23 protein-coding genes and 1 rRNA gene are annotated in these 25,042 nt (G+C 54.7%); 13 read left to right on the top strand and 11 right to left on the bottom strand.

Annotation, left to right across the window (positions count from 1 at the left end):
- Positions 1-21 precede the first annotated feature (21 nt).
- From BLO51_RS11960 to BLO51_RS11935, 6 genes are all read left to right on the top strand, one after another.
- The gene (locus BLO51_RS11960) at positions 22-873 is read left to right on the top strand and encodes a glutamate ABC transporter substrate-binding protein (RefSeq protein ID WP_090671837.1); all 852 of its coding nucleotides are present in this window, start codon (positions 22-24) and stop codon (positions 871-873) included.
- A gap of 47 nt (positions 874-920) precedes the next feature.
- The gene (locus BLO51_RS11955) at positions 921-1,580 is read left to right on the top strand and encodes an amino acid ABC transporter permease (RefSeq protein WP_090671624.1); all 660 of its coding nucleotides are present in this window, start codon (positions 921-923) and stop codon (positions 1,578-1,580) included.
- A 29-nt stretch (positions 1,581-1,609) separates the two neighbouring features.
- Entirely contained in the window at positions 1,610-2,266 is a 657-nt protein-coding gene (locus tag BLO51_RS11950) for an amino acid ABC transporter permease (RefSeq protein ID WP_090671623.1), read from the top strand.
- 290 nt (positions 2,267-2,556) lie between these two features.
- On the top strand, positions 2,557-3,291 hold the full coding sequence (locus BLO51_RS11945; protein WP_090671622.1) for a metal ABC transporter ATP-binding protein: 735 nt from the start codon (positions 2,557-2,559) through the stop codon (positions 3,289-3,291).
- A gap of 5 nt (positions 3,292-3,296) precedes the next feature.
- Positions 3,297-4,157, top strand: a complete 861-nt coding sequence (locus BLO51_RS11940) for a metal ABC transporter permease (protein ID WP_090671834.1) — start codon at positions 3,297-3,299, stop codon at positions 4,155-4,157.
- 11 nt (positions 4,158-4,168) lie between these two features.
- Positions 4,169-5,119, top strand: a complete 951-nt coding sequence (locus BLO51_RS11935; protein WP_090671621.1) for a metal ABC transporter substrate-binding protein — start codon at positions 4,169-4,171, stop codon at positions 5,117-5,119.
- 111 nt (positions 5,120-5,230) lie between these two features.
- On the opposite strand, the gene BLO51_RS11930 is transcribed toward BLO51_RS11935, so the two are convergent.
- The 3 genes from BLO51_RS11930 to BLO51_RS11920 all read right to left on the bottom strand — a co-directional run bounded on the left by BLO51_RS11930 (position 5,231) and on the right by BLO51_RS11920 (position 8,905).
- The gene (locus tag BLO51_RS11930; protein ID WP_174551237.1) at positions 5,231-6,217 is read right to left on the bottom strand and encodes an ABC transporter permease; all 987 of its coding nucleotides are present in this window, start codon (positions 6,215-6,217) and stop codon (positions 5,231-5,233) included.
- Between the two features lie 4 nt (positions 6,218-6,221).
- Entirely contained in the window at positions 6,222-7,727 is a 1,506-nt protein-coding gene (locus BLO51_RS11925) for a sugar ABC transporter ATP-binding protein (RefSeq protein WP_090671615.1), read from the bottom strand.
- Positions 7,728-7,801: 74 nt separating this feature from the next.
- Positions 7,802-8,905, bottom strand: a complete 1,104-nt coding sequence (locus BLO51_RS11920) for a sugar ABC transporter substrate-binding protein (protein WP_090671612.1) — start codon at positions 8,903-8,905, stop codon at positions 7,802-7,804.
- Between the two features lie 431 nt (positions 8,906-9,336).
- Here BLO51_RS11920 and BLO51_RS11915 point away from each other — a divergent pair, with 431 nt between their 5' ends.
- Positions 9,337-10,278: a protease complex subunit PrcB family protein gene (locus tag BLO51_RS11915; protein ID WP_090671609.1), complete on the top strand. Its 942-nt coding sequence runs from the start codon at positions 9,337-9,339 to the stop codon at positions 10,276-10,278.
- Between the two features lie 192 nt (positions 10,279-10,470).
- The gene (locus BLO51_RS11910) at positions 10,471-11,262 is read left to right on the top strand and encodes an alpha/beta fold hydrolase (RefSeq protein WP_090671606.1); all 792 of its coding nucleotides are present in this window, start codon (positions 10,471-10,473) and stop codon (positions 11,260-11,262) included.
- A gap of 125 nt (positions 11,263-11,387) precedes the next feature.
- On the opposite strand, the gene pyk is transcribed toward BLO51_RS11910, so the two are convergent.
- The gene (gene pyk, locus BLO51_RS11905) at positions 11,388-12,815 is read right to left on the bottom strand and encodes a pyruvate kinase (RefSeq protein WP_090671603.1); all 1,428 of its coding nucleotides are present in this window, start codon (positions 12,813-12,815) and stop codon (positions 11,388-11,390) included.
- A gap of 178 nt (positions 12,816-12,993) precedes the next feature.
- On the opposite strand from pyk, the gene BLO51_RS11900 reads away from it, so the two are divergent.
- The 4 genes from BLO51_RS11900 to BLO51_RS11885 all read left to right on the top strand — a co-directional run bounded on the left by BLO51_RS11900 (position 12,994) and on the right by BLO51_RS11885 (position 16,858).
- Entirely contained in the window at positions 12,994-13,776 is a 783-nt protein-coding gene (locus BLO51_RS11900; protein WP_090671600.1) for a helix-turn-helix transcriptional regulator, read from the top strand.
- A 116-nt stretch (positions 13,777-13,892) separates the two neighbouring features.
- Positions 13,893-15,116: an FAD-dependent monooxygenase gene (locus BLO51_RS11895; protein WP_090671597.1), complete on the top strand. Its 1,224-nt coding sequence runs from the start codon at positions 13,893-13,895 to the stop codon at positions 15,114-15,116.
- Positions 15,117-15,264: 148 nt separating this feature from the next.
- Entirely contained in the window at positions 15,265-15,699 is a 435-nt protein-coding gene (locus BLO51_RS11890) for a thiol-disulfide oxidoreductase DCC family protein (RefSeq protein WP_090671594.1), read from the top strand.
- A 121-nt stretch (positions 15,700-15,820) separates the two neighbouring features.
- A complete protein-coding gene (locus BLO51_RS11885) occupies positions 15,821-16,858 on the top strand; it encodes a Gfo/Idh/MocA family protein (protein WP_090671591.1) in 1,038 nt (345 codons plus the stop codon).
- Between the two features lie 58 nt (positions 16,859-16,916).
- On the opposite strand, the gene BLO51_RS11880 is transcribed toward BLO51_RS11885, so the two are convergent.
- From BLO51_RS11880 to BLO51_RS29765, 7 genes are all read right to left on the bottom strand, one after another.
- Positions 16,917-17,831: an alpha/beta hydrolase gene (locus BLO51_RS11880; protein WP_090671588.1), complete on the bottom strand. Its 915-nt coding sequence runs from the start codon at positions 17,829-17,831 to the stop codon at positions 16,917-16,919.
- Positions 17,832-17,968: 137 nt separating this feature from the next.
- Complete coding sequence (locus tag BLO51_RS11875) at positions 17,969-19,213, bottom strand: ABC transporter permease (RefSeq protein ID WP_090671585.1); 1,245 nt, start codon at positions 19,211-19,213, stop codon at positions 17,969-17,971.
- Positions 19,210-19,959, bottom strand: coding sequence for an ABC transporter ATP-binding protein (locus BLO51_RS11870; protein WP_090671582.1), 750 nt, complete (start codon positions 19,957-19,959; stop codon positions 19,210-19,212). Before BLO51_RS11870 ends, BLO51_RS11875 begins: the two co-directional genes overlap by 4 nt.
- 85 nt (positions 19,960-20,044) lie before the next feature.
- The gene (locus BLO51_RS11865; RefSeq protein WP_090671579.1) at positions 20,045-20,827 is read right to left on the bottom strand and encodes a formate/nitrite transporter family protein; all 783 of its coding nucleotides are present in this window, start codon (positions 20,825-20,827) and stop codon (positions 20,045-20,047) included.
- Between the two features lie 56 nt (positions 20,828-20,883).
- A complete protein-coding gene (nirD, locus tag BLO51_RS11860) occupies positions 20,884-21,222 on the bottom strand; it encodes a nitrite reductase small subunit NirD (RefSeq protein WP_090671575.1) in 339 nt (112 codons plus the stop codon).
- A 35-nt stretch (positions 21,223-21,257) separates the two neighbouring features.
- Positions 21,258-23,690, bottom strand: coding sequence for a nitrite reductase large subunit NirB (gene nirB, locus BLO51_RS11855; protein ID WP_090671573.1), 2,433 nt, complete (start codon positions 23,688-23,690; stop codon positions 21,258-21,260).
- 360 nt (positions 23,691-24,050) lie between these two features.
- Positions 24,051-24,413 carry a hypothetical protein gene (locus BLO51_RS29765; protein WP_217266732.1) on the bottom strand — a complete coding sequence of 121 codons (363 nt, stop codon included), beginning with the start codon at positions 24,411-24,413 and terminating at the stop codon, positions 24,051-24,053.
- Between the two features lie 496 nt (positions 24,414-24,909).
- On the opposite strand from BLO51_RS29765, the gene BLO51_RS11850 reads away from it, so the two are divergent.
- Positions 24,910-25,042 (top strand): 16S ribosomal RNA (locus BLO51_RS11850); the annotation flags it as partial.

The raw sequence follows: 25,042 nt of genomic DNA, 5'->3' as shown, positions 1-25,042 counted from the left end.
AGAGGAGATAGGATGGTGAAAATGCTCAAAGTGAAAAAGCTGTTTTCCTTAACACTCGCTTCGATGCTCATGCTGACGATGATGGCAGGCTGCGGGGCCAAACCGGCGGAGCAGGCGGGAGCCGGGGGCGGAACGCCCGCGAAGCCGGAAGCGGCCGCTTCCACGATGGAAGCCATTAAGAAACGAGGCAAGCTTATAGCCGGGGTCAAATATGATACAAAGCTGTTCGGGCTGAAGGATCCGGGCACCGGCAAGGTCGAAGGCTTCGATATCGATATCGCCAAGCGGCTGGCGAAAAGCATTTTGGGCGACGAAACGAAGGTTGAGCTGAAGGAGGTTACCTCCAAAACGCGTATTCCGATGCTGCAAAACGGTGAAATCGATATCATTATCGCCACGATGACGATCAACGAAGAGCGCAAGCAGCAGGTTGATTTCACGGACGTGTATTTCAAAGCGGGCCAGTCGCTGCTTGTGAAGAAAGGCAGCGCGATTCAATCGATCGCCGATCTGAAGAAAAGCACGAAGGTAATGGCGGTCAAAGGCTCCACGTCGGCGATCAACATTCGGGCCAAAGCGCCGGAGGCGACCGTGCTGGAGTTCGACAATTACCAGGACGCGTTCACCGCGCTTAAGGCCGGTCAAGGAGATGCGCTGACGACGGACAATGCGATTTTGCTCGGGATGGTAAAGCAGGACCCGAACTTCCAACTGGCCGGGGGTAACTTCACCGACGAGCCGTACGGGATGGCGATCCGGAAGGGCGACAGTGAATTTGTCGCTTACATCAACAAGTTCCTGAAGGAGTTGAACGCGAACGGCGAATACGACAAACTCTATGAGCAATGGTTCGGAGAAAAGCCGGCGAAATAACAAGCTAAGCTTACATCCTTGTTGCCCGAAGGGAGGCTGAACCGGACATGAACGACCAGCTCTTGCGGTTCGATATTTTGATCAAGCATTGGGATACCTACATGCTCGGCTTCGGCAATACGGTCAAAGCGAGCGTGATTGCGCTGCTGGCTAGCTTTGTTTTGGGAACGGTCATCGCCGTATTTCGGATCGCTCCGCTGAAGCCGCTTAACTGGTTAGGCACGGCCTACGTGGAATTTATCCGCAACATTCCTCTGCTGCTGATCGTTCTGTTGATTTATTTGGCGGCCCCGACGCTCGGTCTGCCGTTTGACGGATTTACGTCGGGGACGATCGCACTATCGATCTACACGGCGGCCTTCATTGCGGAGGCGATCCGGGCGGGCATCCTGGCCGTTCCGCAGGGGCAGACGGAGGCGGCTCGTTCGTCAGGACTCACGTACCTGCAATCCATGCGTCACGTGGTGCTCCCCCAAGCGATCAAGATCGTCGTTCCGCCGCTCGGCAACCAATTTTTGAATCTGGTCAAAAATACGTCCGTGCTTGGGGTCGTCGCCGGTCTCGACCTGATGTACTTCGGCGATATCGTCTCAACGCAGACGTTCGTCACGTTCAGCGTCTATATTTTTATCGCACTGTTCTATCTTGCGCTGACGGTTCCATTAAGCTTCGGCGTTCGGTATTTGGAGAAACGGATGGCGTTCTAACAACTGGCGCAGGAGGAGGGAGAAGCGACATGGACTTCGCTGGAGCTTATGCCCCGGAAAATCTCAAGTTTCTGATGCAGGGGCTTTATGTGACGTTAAAAGTGGCCTTTTTCTCGATCGTTTTCAGCTTTATCCTTGGCGCTCTCGTCGGCACGCTCAGATATGCGCGCGTTCCCGTGCTTTCTCAGGCGCTGGCGGTGGCCGTGGAGATGATCCGCAATTTGCCGCTGCTGCTCATTATCTTTTTCACGCGCTTTGCGCTGCCCGAGGTCGGCCTGAAAATGTTTCAAAATGCCGAGTACGCGGCCATCGCTGCGCTTACCGTGTTCGAAGCGGCGATGATTGCCGAGATTGTCCGCAGCGGCCTGCTGTCGATCGAGAAGGGGCAGATGGAAGCGGCCCGTTCGTCGGGGCTCACTTACGTTCAGGCTTTGTGGCATATTATTTTGCCGCAGGCGCTGCGCCGGATGGTGCCGCCGCTCGTCAGCCAATTCATCTCGCTGCTCAAGGATACGTCGCTGGCGACGGTCATCGTGCTTGCGGAGCTCATGCACAATATGCAGATCGTAGCCGCCAAAAACTCAAACTGGGTCATCCCGGTTTTTATAGCCGGAGCGCTGATCTATTTTGTGGTCAACTATGTGTTGTCGCTGCTGGCCAAGCGGCTGGAAGTCCGGCAAGCGTAGAACCGAGGCAGGGTGTGATGCTATCGAGGAAAATGCATGAACGGGAATTGAAAACGAGGAACCAAGAGATCGCGTGGTTCCTCGTTTTTTCGTTAAAAAATAGCTTTTGTAAAAAATAGATTGACAAAAACGGGACACATCGTTTATTTTTGTTGTATTAGGGAAACTTTTTTAACTCGGTGCACATTATTTAGACTGAACAAATTATTTTGTGGATATTTAAAAAACTTGATATATCGCGCAATGGTGTTCAGCACTATAATCTGGGAATCTTCGAGAGGTGAGACAAAATGGAAAAAGCTATTACAGTGAGAGATCTTCATGTCTCTTATCACGGCAATGAAGCTGTACGGGATGTAACGTTTTCGATCGAACAAGGAAGCATGGTGGGAATCATTGGTCCCAATGGTGCTGGAAAATCTACTTTGATTAAGGCTCTTCTCGGGTTGCTCCCAAAAGACAACGGGACGATTCGTTTTTTTGGAAAAGAGCCCGAGGACATGAGAAAGAAGATTGCCTATGTTCCGCAGCGAAGCAACATCGATTGGACATTTCCGATCACGGTGATGGATACCGTCCTGATCGGGACTTATCCAAGCCTCGGGCTGTTCAAGAGGCCCAAGAAAAGGGAAAAAACATTGGCGCTGGAATGTCTGAAAAAGGTCGGGTTGGAACCCTACCGGGAACGCCAGATCGGGGAATTATCGGGCGGGCAGCAGCAGCGCGTGTTTCTGGCGCGGGCGTTGGTTCAGCAGCCCGAGCTGCTGCTGCTAGACGAGCCTTTTGTCGGGATTGACGTGGCCAGCGAAGAAACGATCATTCACATCTTGAAGGAGCTGCAGCAGGAAGGCAAAACCATCGTTGTTGTGCATCACGATTTGAGTAAAGCGAGCTCCTACTTCGATCATCTTCTTTTGTTGAACAAAGAGTTAATCAAGTATGGCGATGTCGAGACGGTTCTCAATCGAGAGGTTATGTCCAGAGCTTACGCTCATCAACTACGCATTTTAGAAGAGGTTGGATAGTTATGATGCAATTTATAGAAGCCATTCAACAATACGAGTTTTTGCAAAAAGCTTTGTTTACCTCGGTTGTGGTCGGAATCATATGCGGAGTCATCGGAAGCTTTATTATTTTGCGGGGAATGTCCCTGATGGGGGACGCCATTTCTCACGCGGTGTTGCCCGGAGTCGCACTCTCTTACGCGTTTGGGTTTAATTTCTTCGTCGGTGCGGTTGCCACCGGTGTGCTCACGGCGATTGGCATTGGCTTTGTCAGCCAGAACAGCAGAATCAAAAACGACACGGCCATCGGGATTTTGTTCACCTCGGCTTTTGCATTAGGCATTATTTTGATCACGATGCTGAAAAGCAGCACCGACCTTTATCATATTTTGTTCGGTAACGTGCTGGCGGTCCGGCCAACGGATATGTGGGTGACGGTCGGCATCGGGGTGTTTGTTGTTCTGGCTGTGTATGCTTTCTTTAAAGAGCTGCTGCTGACATCGTTTGACCCGACGATGGCCGCCGCCTACGGTTTGCCGAACAAGCTCATTCACTATCTGCTCATGACCTTGCTGACCTTGGTTACTGTCGCTTCCCTGCAAACGGTAGGCATTGTTTTGGTCGTCGCCATGCTGATTACCCCTGCGGCTACGGCCTATCTATTAACGGACCGACTGTGGGTCATGATTTATCTGGCTGCCGGCTTCGGCACGCTATCTTCGATTGTCGGCTTGTACTTCAGTTTTTCTTATAATCTGGCGTCCGGCGCCACCATTGTTATGGTTGCAACTGCGTTCTTTTTGCTGGCTTTTCTTTTCTCCCGCAAGCACGGGATTGTCTGGAAGTCAATAAGGGCGCGGCAAAAGCGGGCCCAACATTCAAATTAAAGGAGATCGTCATGAAAAGGTGGAATCTGGCTCTCGTCTTAGTTTTAGCCATTGTCGTCTTGGCTGCCTGCGCTGCTCCGCAAAAAAACACGGCTTCCCCGGAAAAAACGGGCAATGATAAGCTGCAAGTCATTACGACCTACTCGATTTTATACGACATCGTCAAAAATGTAGGGGGCGACCGTGTGGAGATCCATAGTCTGGCTCCTATTGGCTCCAATCCCCATGAATATGATCCATTGCCTGTCGATGTAAAAAAAACAACCGATGCCGACGCTGTTTTCTATAACGGGCTAAATTTGGAAGCCGGAAACTCGTGGTTTCCAAACTTGATGCGGACGGCAGGTAAGTCGGGGAAGGATGCTCCGGTATTCTGCCTTAGTGTTGGGGTAGCTGCCAAGCATTTGACCACGAAAGGGAAAGAAAGCGAAGAAGACCCCCATGCTTGGCTTGATGTCCGAAACGGAATCAAGTACGTCGAAAACGCACGGGATGCCTTGATCAAGATCGACCCGGCTCACAAGGAAACCTATGAGAAGAACGCCAAAACGTATATCGAGAAGCTGAACACGCTTCATGAAAATGCCGTAAAGCAATTAAAAATGATTCCGAAAGAGCAAAGGGTTCTGGTTACAAGTGAAGGAGCGTTTAAATACTTCAGCGAAGCTTACGATTTCCAGGCGGGATATATTTGGGAGATCAACTCGGAAAATCAAGGGACCCCGGACCAAGTCAGCGCCATTGTTGACCTGATCCGAGCGCAAAAAATTCCTGCTCTTTTTCTGGAGACAAGCATCGATCCTCGCAGTATGGAAATGGTTTCACGGGAAACCGGCGTGCCGATTGTCGGAAAAGTGTTTACCGATTCGCTCGGAAAGCCTGGCGAAGACGGCGATACGTATATCCAGATGATGGAATGGAATATTAAAACGATTTACGAAGGATTAATGAAGAAGAAATAAGTGAAAAGTGACCTCTAGCAAGCAGCTTTGTTGCTGCTGAGAAGTTTAGAATGAATGATGTCCGAGGGGCGCCTAAGGGTGCCCCTCTTCATTATGGCGCGGAACCAAGCTTTAGGTGCGTCGCCGGTTCAAATGAATGAACGTAATGGAAAGAGCCAAGACAAGCACCGATCCTTTGATGATGTCAAAGGCGTAGTAAGGCAGGTTGAGCATCGTCAGCCCGTTCAGCAGCACGCCGATCAGGACGGCGCCGAAAAACGTGCCGATCACGTTCGGCTTGCCTGCGCCGAGCACGGAGAAGCCGACGAACACGGCGGCGACCGACTCCATCAGCAGCGGCGCCCCGGCATCGATCTGGCCGGAGCCGACGCGGGCGGCGAACAGAATGCCGCCAATGGCAGCGAAGATGCCGGACAGCACGTAAGCGAACGTGCGCACGCGATTGACGGCGATGCCGGACAGGCGCGCGGCCTCTTGGTTGCCGCCGGTCACGTACATTTGGCGGCCCCAGCGGGTATACGTTAGAAACACGTGGACGAGGACGACGGCGATAATCATCAGCACGACAGGCACCGGGATACCGAGCAGCTTGCCTTGGCCGATCCAGAGGAACGTCTCGGTGAATTTGCCCGGCGCTTTCGTTCCGTCGGTCATTTGCATGTTGTTATAGATCGAGAAGCCTTGGGTATACGTTTTGTGCACGCCGCCGATGATGTACATGACGGCCAACGTCGCCAGCAGGTCCGGGATGCGAACTTTGACGATCAAGAGCGCATTCAGCAGTCCGATGACGATGCCGATCAGCAGCGGGACAATGAGTACGACGATAAGCGGGAACTGGAACCAGACCATCATCGTTGCCGTGACGACCGTCGTCAGCGAAACGGTAGAGCCGACCGAGAGATCGAACCCGTCGACGATCTGCGAAAAGGTCACGCCGATCGCAATAAATGTCACAATCGAGATGGAGCGGAGAATGTCCGCCATGTTGTCGTAGGATAAGAAATTTTCGTTGACGAAAGAAAAAATTGCAATGACGGCGGCGATAATGAACAAGGCCCCGTATTTATAAGAAACATCCAGCCATTTGCCTTTCACTTGTTTATGCCTCCCCGCTGCTTGCATAGTACAATATTTTCTCCTGCGTCGCTTCGTCACGGGACAGCTCTTTCACGATTCGTCCGTAGCTCATGACGAGAATCCGGTCGGCAATGCCGAGAATTTCTGCGATTTCGCACGATAAGTACACGATGCCTTTTCCTTCTTGAGCGAGTCGTCCGATCAAGCGGAAAATATCGCTTTTGGCGCCGACGTCGACGCCCTTGGTCGGTTCGTCGAACAAATATACCTCGGCATCCGTCGGCAGCCATTTGCCGACCGCCACCTTCTGCTGGTTGCCGCCGCTCAAATATTTGACCTGCTGCTCCCGGTTTGGCGGCTGAATCCCGAGCTCGGAGATGCGGGCGTCCGCATTCTCCGTTTCCTTGCGGCGATTGACGAAGCCGAGCCGGCTGAGCCGTTCGAGGAGCGTCAATGCAAGATTCGCCTTGACCGACAGCTCAACGAGCACGCCTTGCTTACGCCGCTCCTCCGGGATGAGCGCAAGTCCCGCGCGGACGGCGTCGGCCGGGGCGCGGAGCTTCAGCGCGCGGCCGCGCAGCCAGAGCTCGCCCGCGTCCAGTGGGTCGGCGCCGAACAGAAGGCGCGACAGCTCCGTTTTGCCCGCGCCGACCAGTCCGACGACGCCGACGATTTCGCCGCGGCGCACCGTCAGATCGACGCCGCGTACCTTGGTGCCGCTGGTCAGGCCGCGCACTTCGAGCAGCGGCTCGCCGATGGCGGCCTCCGCCTTCGGGAACTCCTCCTCGAACGGCTTGCCGAGCATCTCTTCGATGACGGCTTGCGCGTCCGTGCTCGCCACCGCTTTCGTCGAGATGCGCTGCCCGTCCCGCATGACGGTAACCCGGTCGCTGATGCGGAACACTTCGCCGAGCCGGTGCGAGATGAAAATGCAGCCGACGCCGTCGGCCTTCAGCCGGTTCATGATGCGGAAGAGCTGCTCCGCCTCTTCACCGGAGAGCGGGGCGGTCGGCTCGTCGAAAATGATAAACTTCGCCTTTTGCGCCAGCGCCCGGCCGATCAGCACCAGCTGCTTTTGCGCGATGGACAGCTCTCCAGCCTGCTGCCGGACGTCCAGGCCGGTCAAGCCGATGTCGGCCAGCACGCGGGAAGCTTCCTGCTGCAGACCGCTCCAATCGATCCAGCCGCGCCCGGCGGTGAGCCGGTCCAGCATGATGTTTTCCGCTACGGTCAGTCTGGGAACAAGCGCCGTATCGACCTCTTGATATACGCACTGGATGCCGCTGCGGATGGCGTCGAGCGGACCGCCGATCGACAGCGCGGCCCCGTCGATCTGGATGCTGCCCTCATCAGGCCTGTACGCGCCGGACAGCACCTTCATCAGCGTACTTTTTCCGGCTCCGTTCGCGCCGAGCAGCGCATGAATTTCGCCGCCGTGCACCTCGAAATCGACTTGATGCAGCGCCCGGACGCCGGGGAACGATTTGGATATGCCTTTCATTTCTAATCGAGCTGCGGAAGTGGTCATCGGGACAGTCTCACGCTCCTTCAACGGAAAATCCCACCGGCTCTGCAGCAGGTGGGATTGGGATATTCAGATGGTTACTTGGCCGCCGGTTTCTCGGCTTTCTTCAGCCAATCGGTGTAGCCTTGCTGGCTATTGCCCCAACCTTTTACGTGCTCGCTCAGCTGAGCGGTTGAGATCTGCTGCTGCGGCAGCTGCTCGCGGGAGACGAACATCGGGTCGAGAATGACTTTATCCGGCGTTTGGTCGCCGTGAAGCTTTTGGTACAGGTAACGAACCTGAATGCGGCCGATATCTTTCGGATCGACGGCGGCGGAAGCGACCCAAGGGCTCTTTTGATCCTGAATCATTTGCAGGTCCTCGTCGCTCATATCGATGCCGTAGACTTTAATTTCCGTGCGGCCCGCTTGCTGAATGGCCCGCGAGGCGCCTTTGGCAAACTCGTCCCAAGCAGTCCATACGGCGGCGATGTCGCCTTTGTTCGGGTATTTCTTCAGAATCGCTTCCATTTGCGCTTGCGTGTCCAGAGCGGTGTTCTGCGAAGCGGCGCCGAAAGCGGCGATTTCCTTAATGTCCTTGTTTTTGTCCTGGAACTCCTTATAAACGACTTGACGGCGTTCCATCGGGGCGAAGCCCGCAACCCAGATTTTCACAATATTGCCTTTGCCGCCGATGTCTTTCGCCAGCTTGTCCAGCGTCATTTCGGCCATCTTGGCGTCGCCCTGCTCCAGCACGGATACGCCCGGAACCTTCAGATCGGTGTCGAAGGCGACGACCGGGATTTTCTTCTCCAGCGCCCGCTTCACGCCTGCTTCAAGCGCTGCCGCGGTACCGTGGTCAATCAAGATGCCGTCGACCTTCTGGTTGATAGCGGCGTCGAGGTTCGAAGCCATCTTGGCAAGGTCGCCGTCGGCCGGAGTGACGGTTACTTTGCCGCCGAGCTTCTCGACCTGCTCCTTCACGCCTTCAATATACTGCGCGGAGAAGGTGCCGAGGTTGATTTGCATAATAAGCGCGATCTTTTTATTCGCGAGCGGGTTGTCCGCGCTGCTTTGGGCGTTCGCGCCATCCGCTGGCTTGCTGCCTTGCTCGGCAGCCTGCGGTTTCGCGCCGCAAGCGATCATGCCGATCGAAAGCACGAAGATGAGTACCAGCAGAACGCTTTTTCTCCAATGAGACATGATGATGAGTTCCTCCCCCGAATCATTATAATTATATAATTCCAATGGAATTAGTAGGCGATTAATACTTTACCATTCTTTTTCATAAACGGTCAATATGCAGGGGAATATTTTTAGAGACGATTCTTCAAAAAAATACAAAATACGACAATTTTCCAGCCGGCATACCCCTCATAGTAGCACAGTCCTCTCCGGATGGGAACGGGGAAAAGGGTGTTTTCCGAATATTTATTCGTCAACAGCGGTCATTGTACGGATTCGTACCGGGGACGGGCAGATAAAGCGGCGCGGTATCTATCACAGCTTATGCGTCATTTTTCGGAACATGCCTCGAAATGGGCGCTGCTGAATCGGCTTTCCTGCAACCTTGGACAGGCTCCGTCCGTCTAGTAAATAACTTTGGAATAACCAGCGAAAGGTGGTTCTTGATTATGATGAAAAAAACAGTGGCATTCCTGTCGGCGGCGGCGCTGTTCGGCAGCTTGGCAGCCGGTTCGGCCTTGGCATTTAACGATCTGAGCGCCGATCAGAAGGAGCCGATCATGGCATTGAAGCAGCGCGGAATCGTCAGCGGAGTGGACGGCGAGCATTTTGTCCCGATGGGAAAAGCCAGCTATGCGCAAACCGTTCATATGATGGTCAAAGGGTTGAATTTGAATATCGATGAGATGCGCTTCATCAAGAAGCCCGAAGCTTCGGACTACTATACGAACGTTCCGGATGACGCGTGGTACGCCGAGTCTTTCGTAATCGCCCAATTGAACGGCCTGCCGATTCCGAAGGATGTCGACCCGAACGGCACGATTACCCGCGAGCAGTACGCGGATCTGCTGATCCATGCGATCGATACGAAAGGGATGTATCCTGTCGTCAACATGGCCGTCGTCTTCGCCGATCAGGACGAGATCGATCCGAAGGTGAGCGGCAGCGTGCAGCGGATGGTGCTGCACAAGCTGATCAAATTGGGAGAGGATGCGAAGTTTTATCCAAGGCGGGAGTTGACCCGCGGCGAGGCGGCCGTCTGGCTGCATAGCGCGATCAAGTTCGTCGAATCGCACGCGAATGCGCCAAAGCCGGCACCGCAGGAAGACGTTCAAGTAACGGTAGAAAAAGTGAACGACGGCGTGAACAAAGTCATACTGTCCCGCGGCGAGAAGCCGACCGGCGGCTACGGTATCGCGATTAGCGGCATCCGGTTCGAAGCGGACGGCAGGGCAGTGATTACGTACACCTTAAGCGATCCGAAGCCGGGCAGCATGAACACCCAGGCGATTACCGAGCCGACAGCGGAAACGTACGTATCGTCCAAATATAAACCGGTAGCCGAGCCTGCTGCTTCGACGAGCGTCAGCCCGGCCAATCCGCAATCCTAAGCGGCCTGAGCGCCGCCAGGAACCGGATGTCCGCCAATCCCCGTCGGGGGAGCGGACATCCGGTTCTTTTTCGTGCTGCCGCTTCTCTTGGCGCCGCTTCAGATTCAAGGCGGAAATTCCCGGGTAAAAACGGGTATAATACCCTTAAAAGCTATCTATCGATAGCGTGCGAAAAAAGAGGAGTGGTTCACCATGGACAAGCGGTATGCGGACGTAAACGGCGCGAGGCTGGCCTACATCGATCGGGGACAAGGAACGCCTGTCATTTTGCTTCACGGCTTTTGCGGGAGCTCGGCCTATTATGACGAAGTCGCGCCGCTGCTCGAAGGCCGCTGCCGGTTGATTATACCGGATCTGCGCGGGCACGGCGCATCCGACGCCCCCGAAGGGACGTATACGATGGAGGCGATGGCCGACGATATCGCCGCGTTAATCGACCGATTGAATATCGGCCGTTCGGTCGTGCTCGGCCATTCGCTGGGTGGGTACGTGACGCTCGCGCTGGCTGAGAAGCATGAGGGCAAGCTTCTCGCGTTCGGCTTGCTTCATTCGACCGCGTTTCCGGACGACGAGAAGGGCAAGGAAGGCCGGCTGAAGGCAATGGAGACGATCCGGGAGCAAGGGCTGCCGGCGTTTATCGAAGGATTGATCCCGAAGCTGTTTGCTCCGGCCCATTGGGAGACGATGCCGGAGGCGGTGCGCAAAGCGAAGGAGATCGGGCTGGGCACCAGCGCGGAAGGCGCGGTCCGTACGCTGGAAGGGATGCGGCAGCGGCCGGACCGCAATGCCGTATTGTCCGCAGCGCAGGTGCCGGTGCTGCTTGTCGCCGGAACGGGCGATCAGATCATTCCGCCGCAGCGTACGTTCTCCGTCGACAAGGAGACTTTTCAGCGCCGCCAGATTGACGGGGCCGGCCATATGAGTATGATGGAAGCTCCGGGCGAGCTGGCGCAGGCGGTCCTTGCGTTTACGGCGAAGCTTTAGTCATTCGATGAAGCAAAAGCAAGATCCCGCTTGAGCGAGCGGATCGGTTTAAAAAAAGGGATGACGGCGACCGTCGGCAGGCTGAGCCTCGACACGCGGACGCTTGTCATCCCTTGGCGTTTATTTTAATTCATCAAATCGGACACATGCTGGATCTTGATGAGGTTGGTCGTGCCCGTGCTTCCGAGAGGTACCCCGGCCGTTATAACGACCAGATCGTCGGCTTCCAGCAAGCCTTCTTTTACTCCGCGGCTGACGACAGAGGAGAACAGCTCGTCCGTCGAGCTGACCGGTTCGCCCAGGATCGGGACGACGCCCCAAACCAAATTCAAATTCCGCATGACCGTCTCGTTCGGCGTGATCGCTACGATCGGAGCGTCAGGACGATATTTGGAAACCATGCGAGCGGTGAAGCCGGTCGCGGTGGAGGTCAGAATCGCCTTGGCGTTCAGATCGTCGGCCGAACCGACGACAGCCTGGCTGATCGCCTCGGTCACGCTGCTGCGGACCAGCACGTGGCCCAGCTTGAACTTGCCGTAATCCGGCGACGATTCGGTCTGCTCGGCAATGCGCGCCATCGTGGCGACCGATTCCACCGGATATTTGCCCGAGGCCGTTTCCCCGGACAGCATCACGGCGTCGGAGCCGTCGAGCACGGCGTTGGCGACGTCGCTTGCTTCCGCCCGGGTCGGACGCGGATTGTTTTGCATCGAGTCGAGCATATGCGTCGCCGTAATGACCGGCTTGCCGGCCCGGTTGCACTTTTGGATCATCTGCTTTTGAATGATAGGCACGTCTTCGACTGGAATTTCCACACCCAAATCCCCGCGTGCTACCATCAAGCCGTCCGAAGCTTCCAGAATTTCATCCAGATTGTCGACGCCTTCCAGATTTTCGATTTTCGAAATAATTTGAATGTCGGGCGCTCCGTATTGCTCCAGAAGATGCCGCACTTCCAGCACGTCAGCCGCTTTGCGGACGAACGACATCGCGATCATGTCGATGCCTTCCCGCACCCCGAAACGGATGTGCTCAATATCCCGCTCCGTCACGCCGGGAAGCGAGGTGCTCACGCCGGGAAGGTTGACGCCTTTGCGCGCCTTCAGGACACCGCCGTTCAAGATCCGGCAGCGGATTTCCGTGCCAGCGATTTCTTCCACCTTCAGCTCGATCAGCCCGTCGTCGATCAGGATGGACGTACCGACGGACACATCCTTCGGGAGGTCCGGATACGATACGGGAATGCGCTGCCCGTCCCCGAGAATCGGCTCGGTCGTCAGCACGACCTGCTCGTTTTGCTTCAGCGTGCACGAGGCTTCAAGCAGCTTGCCGGTGCGGATTTCGGGGCCTTTGATATCGATCATAATGGCAATGGGCCGGTTCAGCTCTTTCCCGGCTTGCCGGATATTTGCAATGCGGCTGCTGTGCTCGGCCGGCTCGCCATGGGCAAAGTTCAGCCGGGCGACATTCATCCCCGCCTCAATCAGCTTTTTCAACTGCTCCACCGTCTCGCAGGACGGGCCAATCGTACATACAATTTTCGTTTTTCGCATGGGTCTCATTCTCCTTCGGCTTGTCCGGACATCCGGGATTCCGTCATCTCCGAATTTCCGGGCAGGTGCATGATGTCTGTAATGAATGTATTGTAACGAAAAAATTGCCGTTGGACTATGAAATATAGTACACTTTTTGTAAAATAGTTTGATCATCTTGTGAAGGAGGCGCGGAAAAATGATTCGGCTCATGGCTTCGGCGCACGATTTGGGGCACGGGTGGAACATCGACTGCGAGGACAACCCCGCAACCTATTCGCTTCATGCCGTGGCCTACGGGAAATGCTGCTACTGGGTCCGCCACGAGAAGATTGTAATGGAAAAAGGCGACGTGCTGTTTGTGCCGCGCGACGTGCCGTTTTACGCCAAGAGCATTCCGACCGTCGCTCACGAGAAATACCGCGTCGAGTTCACCGCAGAGCCGGAAGCGGGCTGGCTGCCGGTGCTGGACGAAGCCGGGCCGATTGTGTTTAAGCCGAGAAATATGGACCTGCTGCTGCGGTTGATGAAGAAGCTGCATGCGCAATGGACGGACCGGCCCGATTATTACCAGGTGAAGTGTCTTAGCCTTCTGCTCGATCTGCTGGCCGAGTTCAATCGGGACTATGACGCCTTCCGCAGACCGGATGCCAAGAGCACGCAGACCGCCCAGATGAAAAAGTATGTACAAGAGCATTACCGGGAAAAAGTAACGAAGGAAGAGCTCGGCCGGTTCATCGGCAAAAGTCCCGCTTATGCGGCAACGATCTTCAAAGAAACGACTGGGCAAACGATCGGGGAATACGTTCATGCGCTGCGGATCGAAGCGTCCAAGTATTTGCTCCGGCATTCGGAGCTGACGATCGGCGATATCGCCGACCATCTGGGCTACTGCGACCAGTCGTATTTTCAGCGCATCTTCAAACGGATCACGGGCGAGAAGCCTTCCCTCTACATGGACGAACGGGAAAAGAAACGGTAGGCGACAGCTCTCGATTGACGCAAGGTCAGAGGGCGGAGTATACTGAAATCACAAAAATGAGTGATCACTCATTTTTGGTTGAAGTCACGATCTTCGCACAAACGGAGGCGATAACGATGGTTCATCGCGTGATGGAAAAAGACGTTTGTATTGCGGGAGGCGGCCCGGCCGGACTCATTCTCGGCATGCTGTTGGCCAAAGCGGGCGTCGATGTCGTTGTGCTTGAAAGTCATGACAACTTTGACCGCGAATATCGCGGGGAGGTGCTTCAGCCGCGTTTTCTGCAGCTGCTGGAGCAGGTGAATTTGCGGAGCTACATCGAATCGTTCCCCTCGTCGAAGGTGCGCAAAGGCGCTCTTTATTACAAAAACAAGCGGCTCGGTGAGTTCAGCTTCGACAACATCTCCGAGGAAATCCCGTATGCGCTCTGGATGCCGCAGCCTATTCTGCTGCAAGCGCTTTACGACAAAGCGAAGGCCTTGCCTTCCTTCGAGCTGCTGTTTCATGCCGCAGTGAAGGAGCTGCGCTACGAGGGAGAGCGGGTCACCGGAGCAGTTGCCCAGACACCCGAAGGGACGCTGGAGGTACGCGCCCGCGTCACGGTCGGAGCGGACGGCCGCTTCTCGGCGGTCAGCCGGCTTGGCGGGTTTGAGATGGAATACGAGCACCTCGCGGGCGACCTCGTCTGGTTCACCGTCCCGAAGCCTGCTGATTGGGGCGACGAGTTGAGGATGAAGATTACCGACGGTTACAGCTATATCATATTGCCGAAATACCCAAATTACCTTCAGGTCGGCGTTGCCGTGCCGTCAGGCGAATGGAAGGCGATCCGGCAGCACGGCATTGAGCCGTTCCGTCAAGAGCTGCTTGCCGCGCATCCGGCATTTCGCGAGTTTGCCGAAGCGCTGACCGATTTCAAGCCGTTTGTGCTGCTGCAGGTCAAGGATTTTTACGTCAAGCAGTGGGCCAAGGACGGCTGTCTGCTCATCGGAGACGCGGCGCACTGCGCTTCTCCCGTCGGTGCGGTCGGCGTATCCTTATCCGTCACTACGGCCGTCATTGCGGCGGACGTCATTTACGATGCGCTCCAGGACGGCGACGTGTCCGCGGATCGTCTCAGGCGCGTTCAAGCGCTGCGGGACGGCGAAATTCGTTCGGTGCACAAAATGCAAGCGCGCGCGGCGAGAATGTTTTTTGCCTCGACCCCGTTCATTCGAACGCTTGCGCCGGTAGTTATCTCCCTGGTTACGCGGACTAAGCTGCTGGCGGCGGTTCAGCGCAGGATGCTGAGTCTGTCCGGCAAGGTGCCGATTCATGAGCGGTTTACTTTTCAAGACTGAAATGTGAGATGGGGGTTTTACCACCCACCACCGGTCCCGGAGGCGCAGAAGTCGTCTACCGGAACCGGTCTTTTTTTAGAAGCGCCAAAAGAACACGTATGGTGTACAATAGAATAAAGTAAGGCTTGCCGAAGGAGGCTGGACGGCGATGGAGAACAGCTCGCGCAAGGATGCGGAAGCGGAGCGGCATCCGCTTGTGTTTTACGACGGGGTATGCGGATTTTGCCAACGGGTCGTGCAGTTCATTGTTCCCCGTGATCGAAGTGCCGCCTTCCGGTTCGTCGCCATCCAATCCGAGACTGGAAGTCGCCTGCTGCGGCGGCACGGGATCGATCCCGCCGAATTGAATACGTTCGTGCTGCTTGAGCAGGGCCGGGTGTACACGCGCTCGACCGCCGGTCTTCGGGTGCTTCGCAGGCTGGATGGGGCGTGGCCTTTGCTTTATGCATTTATCGTCGTTCCACGGCCGCTGCGGGATTTGGTTTATCGTTGGATCGCCACGAACCGGTACCGTTTTTTCGGAAAAAGCGATTCCTGCTTGCTGCCGCCCTCCGAAGTGCGGGAACGGTTTCTTGATACGTGAGGGGATGCTGCGCATCGTGTTTTTTCCGCTTCGTTTTATCGGTTGCGGTACTGCTCGGGGGAAACCCGACAAGCCGCTTGAACATGAGATACTCTACCACTGATGAAACTAGGTGAACCTTGTGAAACGTTTAGGTACGGCTCTGATCGGCTGCGGCGCGATTGCCGGCGTTCATTTGCAAGCGATTGCCAAGCTCGGCTTGGCCGATTTGAAGGCGGTTGTCGATACGAACGAAACGGTCGGGCGGCAAACGGCGCAGCGGTACGGCTGCGATTATTACGCGGATTACCGCGACATGCTGAAGCGCAGCGATATCGACGTCATCCACATATGCACAGGCCATGATCTGCATGCTCCCATGACGGTCGATGCACTGGCGGCAGACAAGCATGTGCTGACGGAGAAGCCGATGGCCGAGAACAAAGCGTCGGCGCGCACGATGCTGGAGGCGGCAGCGAAGCATACGAACGTGCAGCTCGGCGTCATTTTCCAGAACCGGTACAATCCCGCTTCCGTCCGTATGAAGCAAGCGATCGAGTCGGGGGAGCTCGGCAAGCTGCTCTGCATGAAAGGCATCGTGACCTGGCACCGTAGTCCGCAGTATTACGAAACCGCATGGAAGGGGCGCTGGGCGACGGAGGGCGGCGGCGTGCTCATTAACCAAGCGATTCATACGCTCGATTTACTGCAATGGTTCGGCGGCGAGGTAGAGAGCATCAAGGGCTCGATTTCGACCGATGCGCTCGAAGGCGTCATCGAAGTCGAAGATTCCGCGCATGCCCATTTGGTATTTGCCAGCGGCGCGACGGCGGTGTTTTATGCGACGAATGCGTACGGCGTCAACTCCCCGGTGGAGGTGGAGCTGGTGTTCGAGCAAGGACGGCTGCATTTGCTGGGCGATACGTTGTTTTTGCATCAAAACGGCACTTCGGCGGTTCTGAGCGAGCCGGTGCCGAACGATCTTGGGGAAAAATCGTACTGGGGCGTCAGCCACGGCTACCAAATCCGCGATTTTTACGAGCATGTACTGGAGGGAAGGCCTTACCCGCTGAACGGGCCCGAGGGCTACAAAGCGCTCCGGCTCGTGACGGACATTTACGAATCGTCCCGCAGCGGGCAGCGGATTCGCTATCCTTCACTTCTGAACGCATCGACTTAAGTCACACCAAAAAACGAGCCTGCAGCGCACAAGGCGCCGAGGCTCGTTTTTCTGAATTTTACAATTTTTCCAAGAAAGCCGTCACTTTCTGCACATACTCTGCTTTGAGCGGCGGATAGTTTCGGGCATGCCCTTCCGTCGCAGTCGTCCACAGCTCGAATTTGTCCTTGTGCTTCTCCCACAACGACTCGCTGTTGCTGTAGGGAATCGAGGGGTCGTTCGTGCTGTGAATGAACAGCACCGGCCGCGGGTAAATGCGGTCGACCGCCGCCAGCCCGTTGACCTGATCCGTATCGACTCCGGTCAGCGGAGGCAAAATGTGCAAGATCAGCGGCGTAAAAGGGAAGTTGGGCAGTTTCGACCAAACGGACAAATTGTTCTTCAAATAGCGGGTCAAATGATGAAACGGACTGTCCGCTACCACGCCGAGAACGGACGGCTCTTCCGCCGCGGCAAGCAGCGAAGTGCTGGCTCCCATCGAGAAGCCGAGCAGCGCCAGCTTGCCCGGATGATTCTTGTTCATCCAATCGATGGCGCCAAGCAGGTCGTGCTTTTCATAGTAGCCGATCGATGTCACGCTGCCTTCGGATTCCCCGGCGTTGCGAAAATCGAACATCAGCACGCTGTAGCCCCGGTCCGTCAGTTCTTTGGCTAACGACAACGCTTCGGCGCTTTTTTGCAATCGGTTATTCTTGTACCCGTGGGCCATAATGATGTTCGGTTTGATGGCTGCGCCTTCTCCCTCCGCCACTTTGCCCGGCAAGTACCATCCTTTCAGGGTTAGTCCGCCTTCGCGGCTTGGAAATTGTACGTTTTCATAGGCGAGCTCGAGGCGTTCCGGGGAATCATCCAGAGCCTTCGGCACAGGGTGAGACAGCTGCCATCCTACATAGACCGAGATTCCTACGCAAGCGATCACCGCTACAGCCAGCAGTCCGACGACGATCCGCAGCCATAACGGGCTCTTCGACATTCTCCTTCGCCTTCGCGGCACTCTCGAAATCGCAGGGGTTGGTTTCATATGTCACGCGTTCCTTTCTTTATCCAAAAACGGTCTGATTCTCAAGGCAAACCCCATTATACGACAAGATCAGAGAAGGGGGACAGACTCTATTTCTTTTTTGCGGCTTTCTTCGCACGCATGGTCCATCTGGTGTACCCGTAAGACAATACCAGCCCGGCGCACAGCGTCACTAGAGCGTATCCGGGATGGGACATCGCCCACAGCAGAGGCACGCCAAGCAGAAGCAGGCAAGCGACATGAATGCGGAAGCGGACGGCTGCGGCCGAGCGCATATGCAATTCCGGCGGAAGCGGGTAGATGTACGACCAATCGGAGTGACGGTACACTTTTTGCAGCTCTTTAAGCTGGAGCATCGTTAGTCCCGCAAACAGGGCGAACAAGAAGGCGGCAAGCGCATCGCTGCGGGTCCAAGCAATCAGTAAGAAGCCGAGCGCCGTCAGCCGCATCGTAATTCCACCCAGCTCGGAGCGAAGCCATACCAACGTGAACAAGTAACGGTAAGTATGAGCCGAATCGTACCCGAAGCCTCCCAGCCCCCGGAGAAGCTTCATCGGCGCGCGAATCGGCGTCGGACGGTTCGGGATATCCGCCACATCGATAAAATAGTTCAGAAGCCTGAAAATCCGCGCACGCTGTCTTTGCTCCGTTTCGGCGAGCCTTAGCCAGTTTAAGATTCGTTTGCCGCCCATGAACCGCAGCGCCCCGAGGTAAACCAGCAGCACGGCGGAGACGGCCAATGTCCCCGTCCATAGCGGCAGGCGGAGCAGAAGCAGCGCCGCTGCGGCGGAAACGATCCAACGAAGCACCGACCATAGAGCGATCGGCAGACGATCCGTCAGCTTGAGTTCCAGCCATGCGCCGTGGATCAGTACGCGTTTCGCGAAAATCGCCATGATCAGCACGTGAGCGAATTGAACCAGGCTTCCACCGGCCGCCATAGCATACATCGGCCAGACCGCCATCCACACGGCAAGCACCAGGAACGATTGCATCCAAAATGACCGCATCACCGCCCGATGCATATAAACCGACAGCTTCGTTTCCATCGGAAGCAAATAGATGAAGTCCGCTTTCCTTATGTAGGTCCGAACCGGGGATAAAGCCAAGAAGGGCAGGAGCACGAGCGCTGCGGTCTCGCGAAACGGAAAATCCGGCGGCGGCTCGTTCAGAAGACGGGTATAAAAATACATTCCCGCCAGCATAATCAAAATAGCCGCGTAAGAGAAGCTTTGCAGCGCATACCCGGCATAGGGGCGTACTTCCCGCCAAAACTCCGAAGTTCGTTTGCTCCACAGTCCTGAAATATCGGAAGGCAGCTCGTGTTTCTTCATCGCAGCGTCACGTCCCGGGTAACCAGGCTGCAGAACAAGTCGTCGAGCGAAGCGCCGGGCATATCCGCCTGCTCCCGCAGCGCTTCCACATTCCCTTCAGCCGTCAGACGGCCTTGATGGAGCAGAAGGAAACGGTCCCCGTACCGTTCGATCGTGGACAAAATATGCGAGCTGATCAGAATGGCTCCGCCGCTTTCTTTGACACGGACCATCAGCTCCAGCAGCGCCCGGATGCCGAGCGGGTCCAGACCGAGAAAAGGCTCGTCGATAATATATAGGGCAGGCCGCACGAGAAAAGCGCTCATGATCATGACCTTTTGCTTCATCCCTTTGGACAAATGAGCCGATAAACGGTTCCAGTTGGCGGTCATTTGGAATTCGTCCAGCAGGGCGGCGGCTCGCTCTTCGAAGGCGTCTTTCGGGATGCCGTAGGCCATCGCCGCCATTTCGAGATGCTCTTTCACCGTCAATTCTTCGTACAAAAGCGGGTTTTCCGGTACGTAGGCATACGTCTGCCGATAGGCTGTCGGGTCTTGCTCCACTGACCTGCCGTTGAGCAGGATTTGACCGCTGTGCGGCTGCATCAGGCCGAGAATATGCTTGATCGTCGTGCTTTTGCCGGCCCCGTTCAATCCGATCAGGCCGACCATCTCTCCCGGACGAACCGAGAACGACAGCTCGTGCAGTACCGGTTTTTTGCGGCTGTAACCGCCGGTCAGTTTTTCCACCTTCAATAAAGGTTGCATGTCCATTCACCTCATCGCTATTGTACCTTGTTTTTCCCGGAAAAGAAAAAATGCCGCAGTCGCGGCAAAGTTTTCTTGTCTTCATTTAAAGTTTGCTTCGCACGGGAGAGATGAACCAGTAAGCCAACCCGACGAAAAGTCCTCCGCCGACGATGTTGCCGAGCGTGACCGGAATCATATTGTTAAGCCAGCCGCCAACCGAGATCGTTTCGGGATGCTGCGGCAGCAAATAGGCCAAACTAAGGAGTGTCATATTGGCAACGCTATGCTCGTAGCCGCTGGCGATAAAGGCATACAGGCACCACCAGATGAGCACCAGCTTGGCGATGTCTTCCTTGGCCCTTCCGGCCATCCATAAAGCCAGGCAAACAAGCCAGTTACACAGAATACCGCGGAAAAACGATTCCCAGAACGGAAGCGCCATTTTTTTGGCGGCAGCGGCGAAGATCAGATGCTCCGGCCCTGCCGTTTTGAAAAGACCGGTACCGACGATCAGCAAGGAAAGCGCTACGGCTCCGGCCAAGTTCCCAAGGAACACGATGCCCCAGTTTTTCAGCGTATCGTTTACTGTCGTTCGGCGGGCAAGCGTGCTCATTGTAAAAAACATATTATTTCCTGTAAACAGCTCCGAGCCTGCGAAGACGACGAGAGTGAGCGCCAAACCGAAGGACATCCCCATCACCATGGGCTGGAAAGGGGACTTCGCAGCCGCAAGCGGCGCTCCGACGGAGAAAATCAATATAATGCCGAGCCCGACGTACGCTCCGGCCAGCAAAGCCGACACCGCATAGCGGGCGAGGTTCTCGTTCATTTTTTCTTTCTTTTTTACAGCCGCTTCTACGATCGCTTCTACGCTTGATGTAAACATACGGTGGTCCTCCCCGGTTGCTCTTCTGTGTTGCAAGTCGGTCAAGCTTTTCAGCTTTATGCGGTTTGGACTGCGGGCGCAGCGATGTGAACCTGACCGTCTTCCACTTTTGCCGGAAATGTCAGAACCTGTCCTTGATCAGGCTGCTGTACGAGTCCTGTGGTCAAATCGATTTTCCAGTCATGAAGAGGGTCATACAGGTAATGCCCCGATACGATCCCTTCTGCGAGCGGTCCGCCTTTCGGATGCGGACTGCGATTTTCCAGTGCATAGACTCCTCCGTCGGAAGTTCGGAAAACGGCGATTTCCCATTCGCGCCATTTCACGGTACGGCCGATTTGCGGCAAAAACTGATCAAGCGTTCCGATCGGATAAAAAGTTTCCTGCTCTTTCATATATTCCATACTCCTTCCCGTATACAAAGTTAAGTTTATTGGGCTGTCGGTTCCAAGTCTTGGAACAAAGCCGTGCGCGTATCCGTATCGTTCAGCATTTTGGTCCAAGGATCTTTAACCTGCGTCAATGCGAATTCGATCCGTTCCACCAACGCTTTGCGGTTTTCCATATCGTCAACGACCGCCTTGCGGATCGTTTCCAGGCCCATGCGTTCCACCCATTCCGAAGTTCGCTCCAAATATTTTCCGGTCTCCCGGTAATATTGAATGATGGCCGCGCACAGCTCGATCAGCTCCTGATCCGTTTTTACTTTGCAGAGCGAATCCGCTAAGCGCGCTTTAATTCCTCCGTTGCCACCGATGAACAGCTCCCATCCGCCGTCATTGCCAACAATGCCGATATCTTTGGTGCATGCTTCGGCACAGTTTCGAGGGCATCCGTTAACGGCTATTTTGAATTTGGCCGGCAGGTCCAGGCGCTCGAATTTGCGTTCGAGAAATGCGCCCATGCTCATCGAATCCTGGGTGCCAAAGCGGCAAAATTGCGAGCCGACGCAGGTCTTGACTGTCCGCAGCGATTTGGCGTAGGCATAACCCGAAGGCATCCCCAACTCTTCCCAAACTTTGGGTACATCCTCTTTTTTCACACCGATCAGATCCAGCCGCTGTCCGCCGGTTACTTTGACGACCTTCACATCGTATTTCAGTGAAACGTCGGCGATTTTCTTCAAATCCTCCGGCGTCGTGACACCGCCGTACATCCGCGGAACGACGGTAAAGGTGCCGTCTTTCTGAATATTGGCGCTCATTCGCTCGTTTACGAATCGCGATTCCTTCTCGTCTTGGTACGTATCGGGATAAATCATCCCCAAATAGTAGTTCAGCGCAGGGCGGCACTTGGAGCAGCCTTCCGGCTGGTTCCAGTCCAGCACATGCATAATTTCTTTCGTTGAGGTCAGCCCTTTAGCTTTGATCTCTGCGACAATCTCGTCGCGGCCGAGAGTTGTGCAGCCGCAGATACCTTGCTTGACGGAAGTCTTGAAGCCGTCGCCAAGGACATGCTGCAGAATTTGCTCAACGACCGGCTTACAACCGCCGCAGGACCGCGTTGCGCCCGTGCAGGCTTTAATTTCGTCGACCGTCGTCAATCCTTTTTCCGTAATGACGTCGACAATCGTTTTTTTGGTTACGCCGTTGCAGCCGCACACGATTTCTTCGTCGGCCATAGCTTCCACGGAAGCCGCGCTTTTCGCTCCGCTGCCGCAGCTGCCGGTACCCATAAGAGAGTCGTAAATTTCGTCGGTCATTACGGTTTTTTGCTTGATCAGCTTTTGCAGATTGGCCGAATCTGTAATGTCGCCGAAGAGCACCGCGCCCACCATCACATTTTGATTCAGCAATATTTTTTTGTACGTTTGCTTCCATTCATCCTTGTGGGCAATAACGACATGCTCCGGACCTTCGATAAATTCGCCTGTGGAGAACACGTCCACACCCGATATTTTTAGCTTCGTCGATACGACAGAGCCTTCATAAGGGAGCGTATCTACGCCGCATAGATGCTTGGCAAGCACTAGACCCTGTTCAAAAAGCGGGGCAACCAGTCCGTAGCAGACGCCGCGGTGTTCATTGCATTCGCCAACCGCATAAACGTCCGGCATGGAAGTTTGCATATAGTCGTCTACCACAATACCGCGCTTCGTCCAGATTCCGCTTGCTTGCGCCACGGTCATATTCGGCTTGATGCCTACGGCCATGACGACGAACTCCGCCTCCAGCACCGTATTGTCGGCAAACCGCAGCCCGGCGACACGTTCGTCTCCCAACAGTTCTACGGTCTTTGCGCCCATCGCGAATTTGATGCCTTGACGTTCAAGCTCCGCTTTCAGCATCGATGCCGCCTGATGATCCAACTGGCGTTCCATCAAATCGTCCATCAGATGAACGACGGTCACGTCCATCCCGAGATGAACAAGCCCTTTGGCGGCTTCCAGCCCAAGCAGCCCTCCGCCGATTACGGCCGCCTTCTTGTAAGACTTGGCTACCTCCAGCATCTGCTGGCAGTCCGAAATATCCCGGAAGCCGATCACGCCTTGCTTGTTGGTACCGGGGATGGGCAGAATGAACGGATTCGAGCCCGTCGCGATAATGACTTTATCGTAAGGTACGCGATCTCCATTTTCCGCTACGACTTCACGAGCTGCTTCATCGATATGGGAAACCGTTGTTCCGGTATGGAGCGTAATGCCGTTTTCTTTATACCAATCCCATCCGTTTAATACAATATCGTCAAATGTTTTGCTGCCTTCCAGCACATAGGAGAGCAGAATACGATTATAGTTCGGATGCGGTTCACTGCCAAAAACAGTAATATCGAAGCGCGTTGTCAATTTCAAAATTTGTTCCACGGTACTGATGCCAGCCATTCCATTTCCGATGATGACAAGTTTCTCTTTATTGTGGGTCATTGTCCGGCCTCCTCGAAAGCTCTGATTTTCTTGTGTATAGAGAAAGTATACAGGGAATCCAACGAAAAATTAGTGATTTTTTTCACAACTATGCGATATTTATCACAGAGGAGCGTCAAATGTGACAAATCTAAGTACGACTGCAAGCCTTGCCTTATGTTTTCCGTTACCAAAACGCGAAAAAGACCGCTTAATTATCTGGCTGATCTAGCCGAAGGGCGATCTTTTTTCATATCTTCATGGCGAATTCACGGTCGAAACTTTACGGCGACACGCACGCTTGCCCGATCCCAGGTAATCCGTGAGGAGCGAAAGGGCGGAAGTGGAGCGCATCAATGGCCAGAAGGCCGAAGGTGATCGTCAGCACCAACAGGACGAGCACAATCCAATCCCAGCGACACGAGCCCGCTGATGCGCATCCCGAGCAGTTGGGCAGCGAGCGCCGCTACCAGAAACAGAAAGGCGAAGCCATAGAGCCATTCGCCTGCCAAACCGAAAACCGTAACAATATAAGAAGAAGAACAAGTCGATGACAGCACCGGACTTTTCTCCGAACGTCTGCTGCACGATCGTTACGATCCCGCCGTAGTTTTCGTATTTCAGCGCAAGTCTGGCAAACGTGTAGGCAATCGGAACGCTCAATAAGGAAGCAGGAGCCAAGAGATAACCCCCGCTGGCCCGGCGGCGTCCCCCGCTTCGTATCTTTTTTAATAGATTAAACATGAAAGAAGATATTTTTGAGAGCTCTTGCGCATAAGACAGCAATTGTGTTATAGTGTCATTCCGGCCGTTTGAGTCGGTCAAAATTTTTCACGCAGGAGTAGTGCAAAGGCTGAAAAAATTTGGACTTGCATCTTCTCTGTGAAATGTGGTAAAGTTACTTTCGCTGTCTCATGCAGCACTTGATTACAACTTCTACGCTTGCGGGTTCATCCCCTAGAATGGAAAAATAAAGTGCTTGCCAAACAGACAGCAAATGTGATAAAGTAATAATCGTTGTCTTGAAAGCCTCGCTTAATTGAAACGGCCGAATGGCCTGAAATTAACACTTGCAATCGGACAAGCGATGTGGTAAGTTAGTATTCCGGCTGTTTGGAACAAACGGTTCGGAGGCATACTAAAACTAAATTGCCCTTTGAAAACTGAACATCGAGTGAGTGTTATATAAGAGAATGAAAATTCTCGTCAGTAGTAACTTTTGAGCTTTATCAGCTTTTCTTTAATGGAGAGTTTGATCCTGGCTCAGGACGAACGCTGGCGGCGTGCCTAATACATGCAAGTCGAGCGGGCTTTGCCTTCGGGTAAAGCTAGCGGCGGACGGGTGAGTAACACGTAGGCAACCTGCCTGTAAG

The organism is Paenibacillus tianmuensis (genome assembly GCF_900100345.1).
Classification (GTDB): domain Bacteria; phylum Bacillota; class Bacilli; order Paenibacillales; family NBRC-103111; genus Paenibacillus_G; species Paenibacillus_G tianmuensis.
This window is presented reverse-complemented; position numbering and strand designations above follow the sequence as displayed.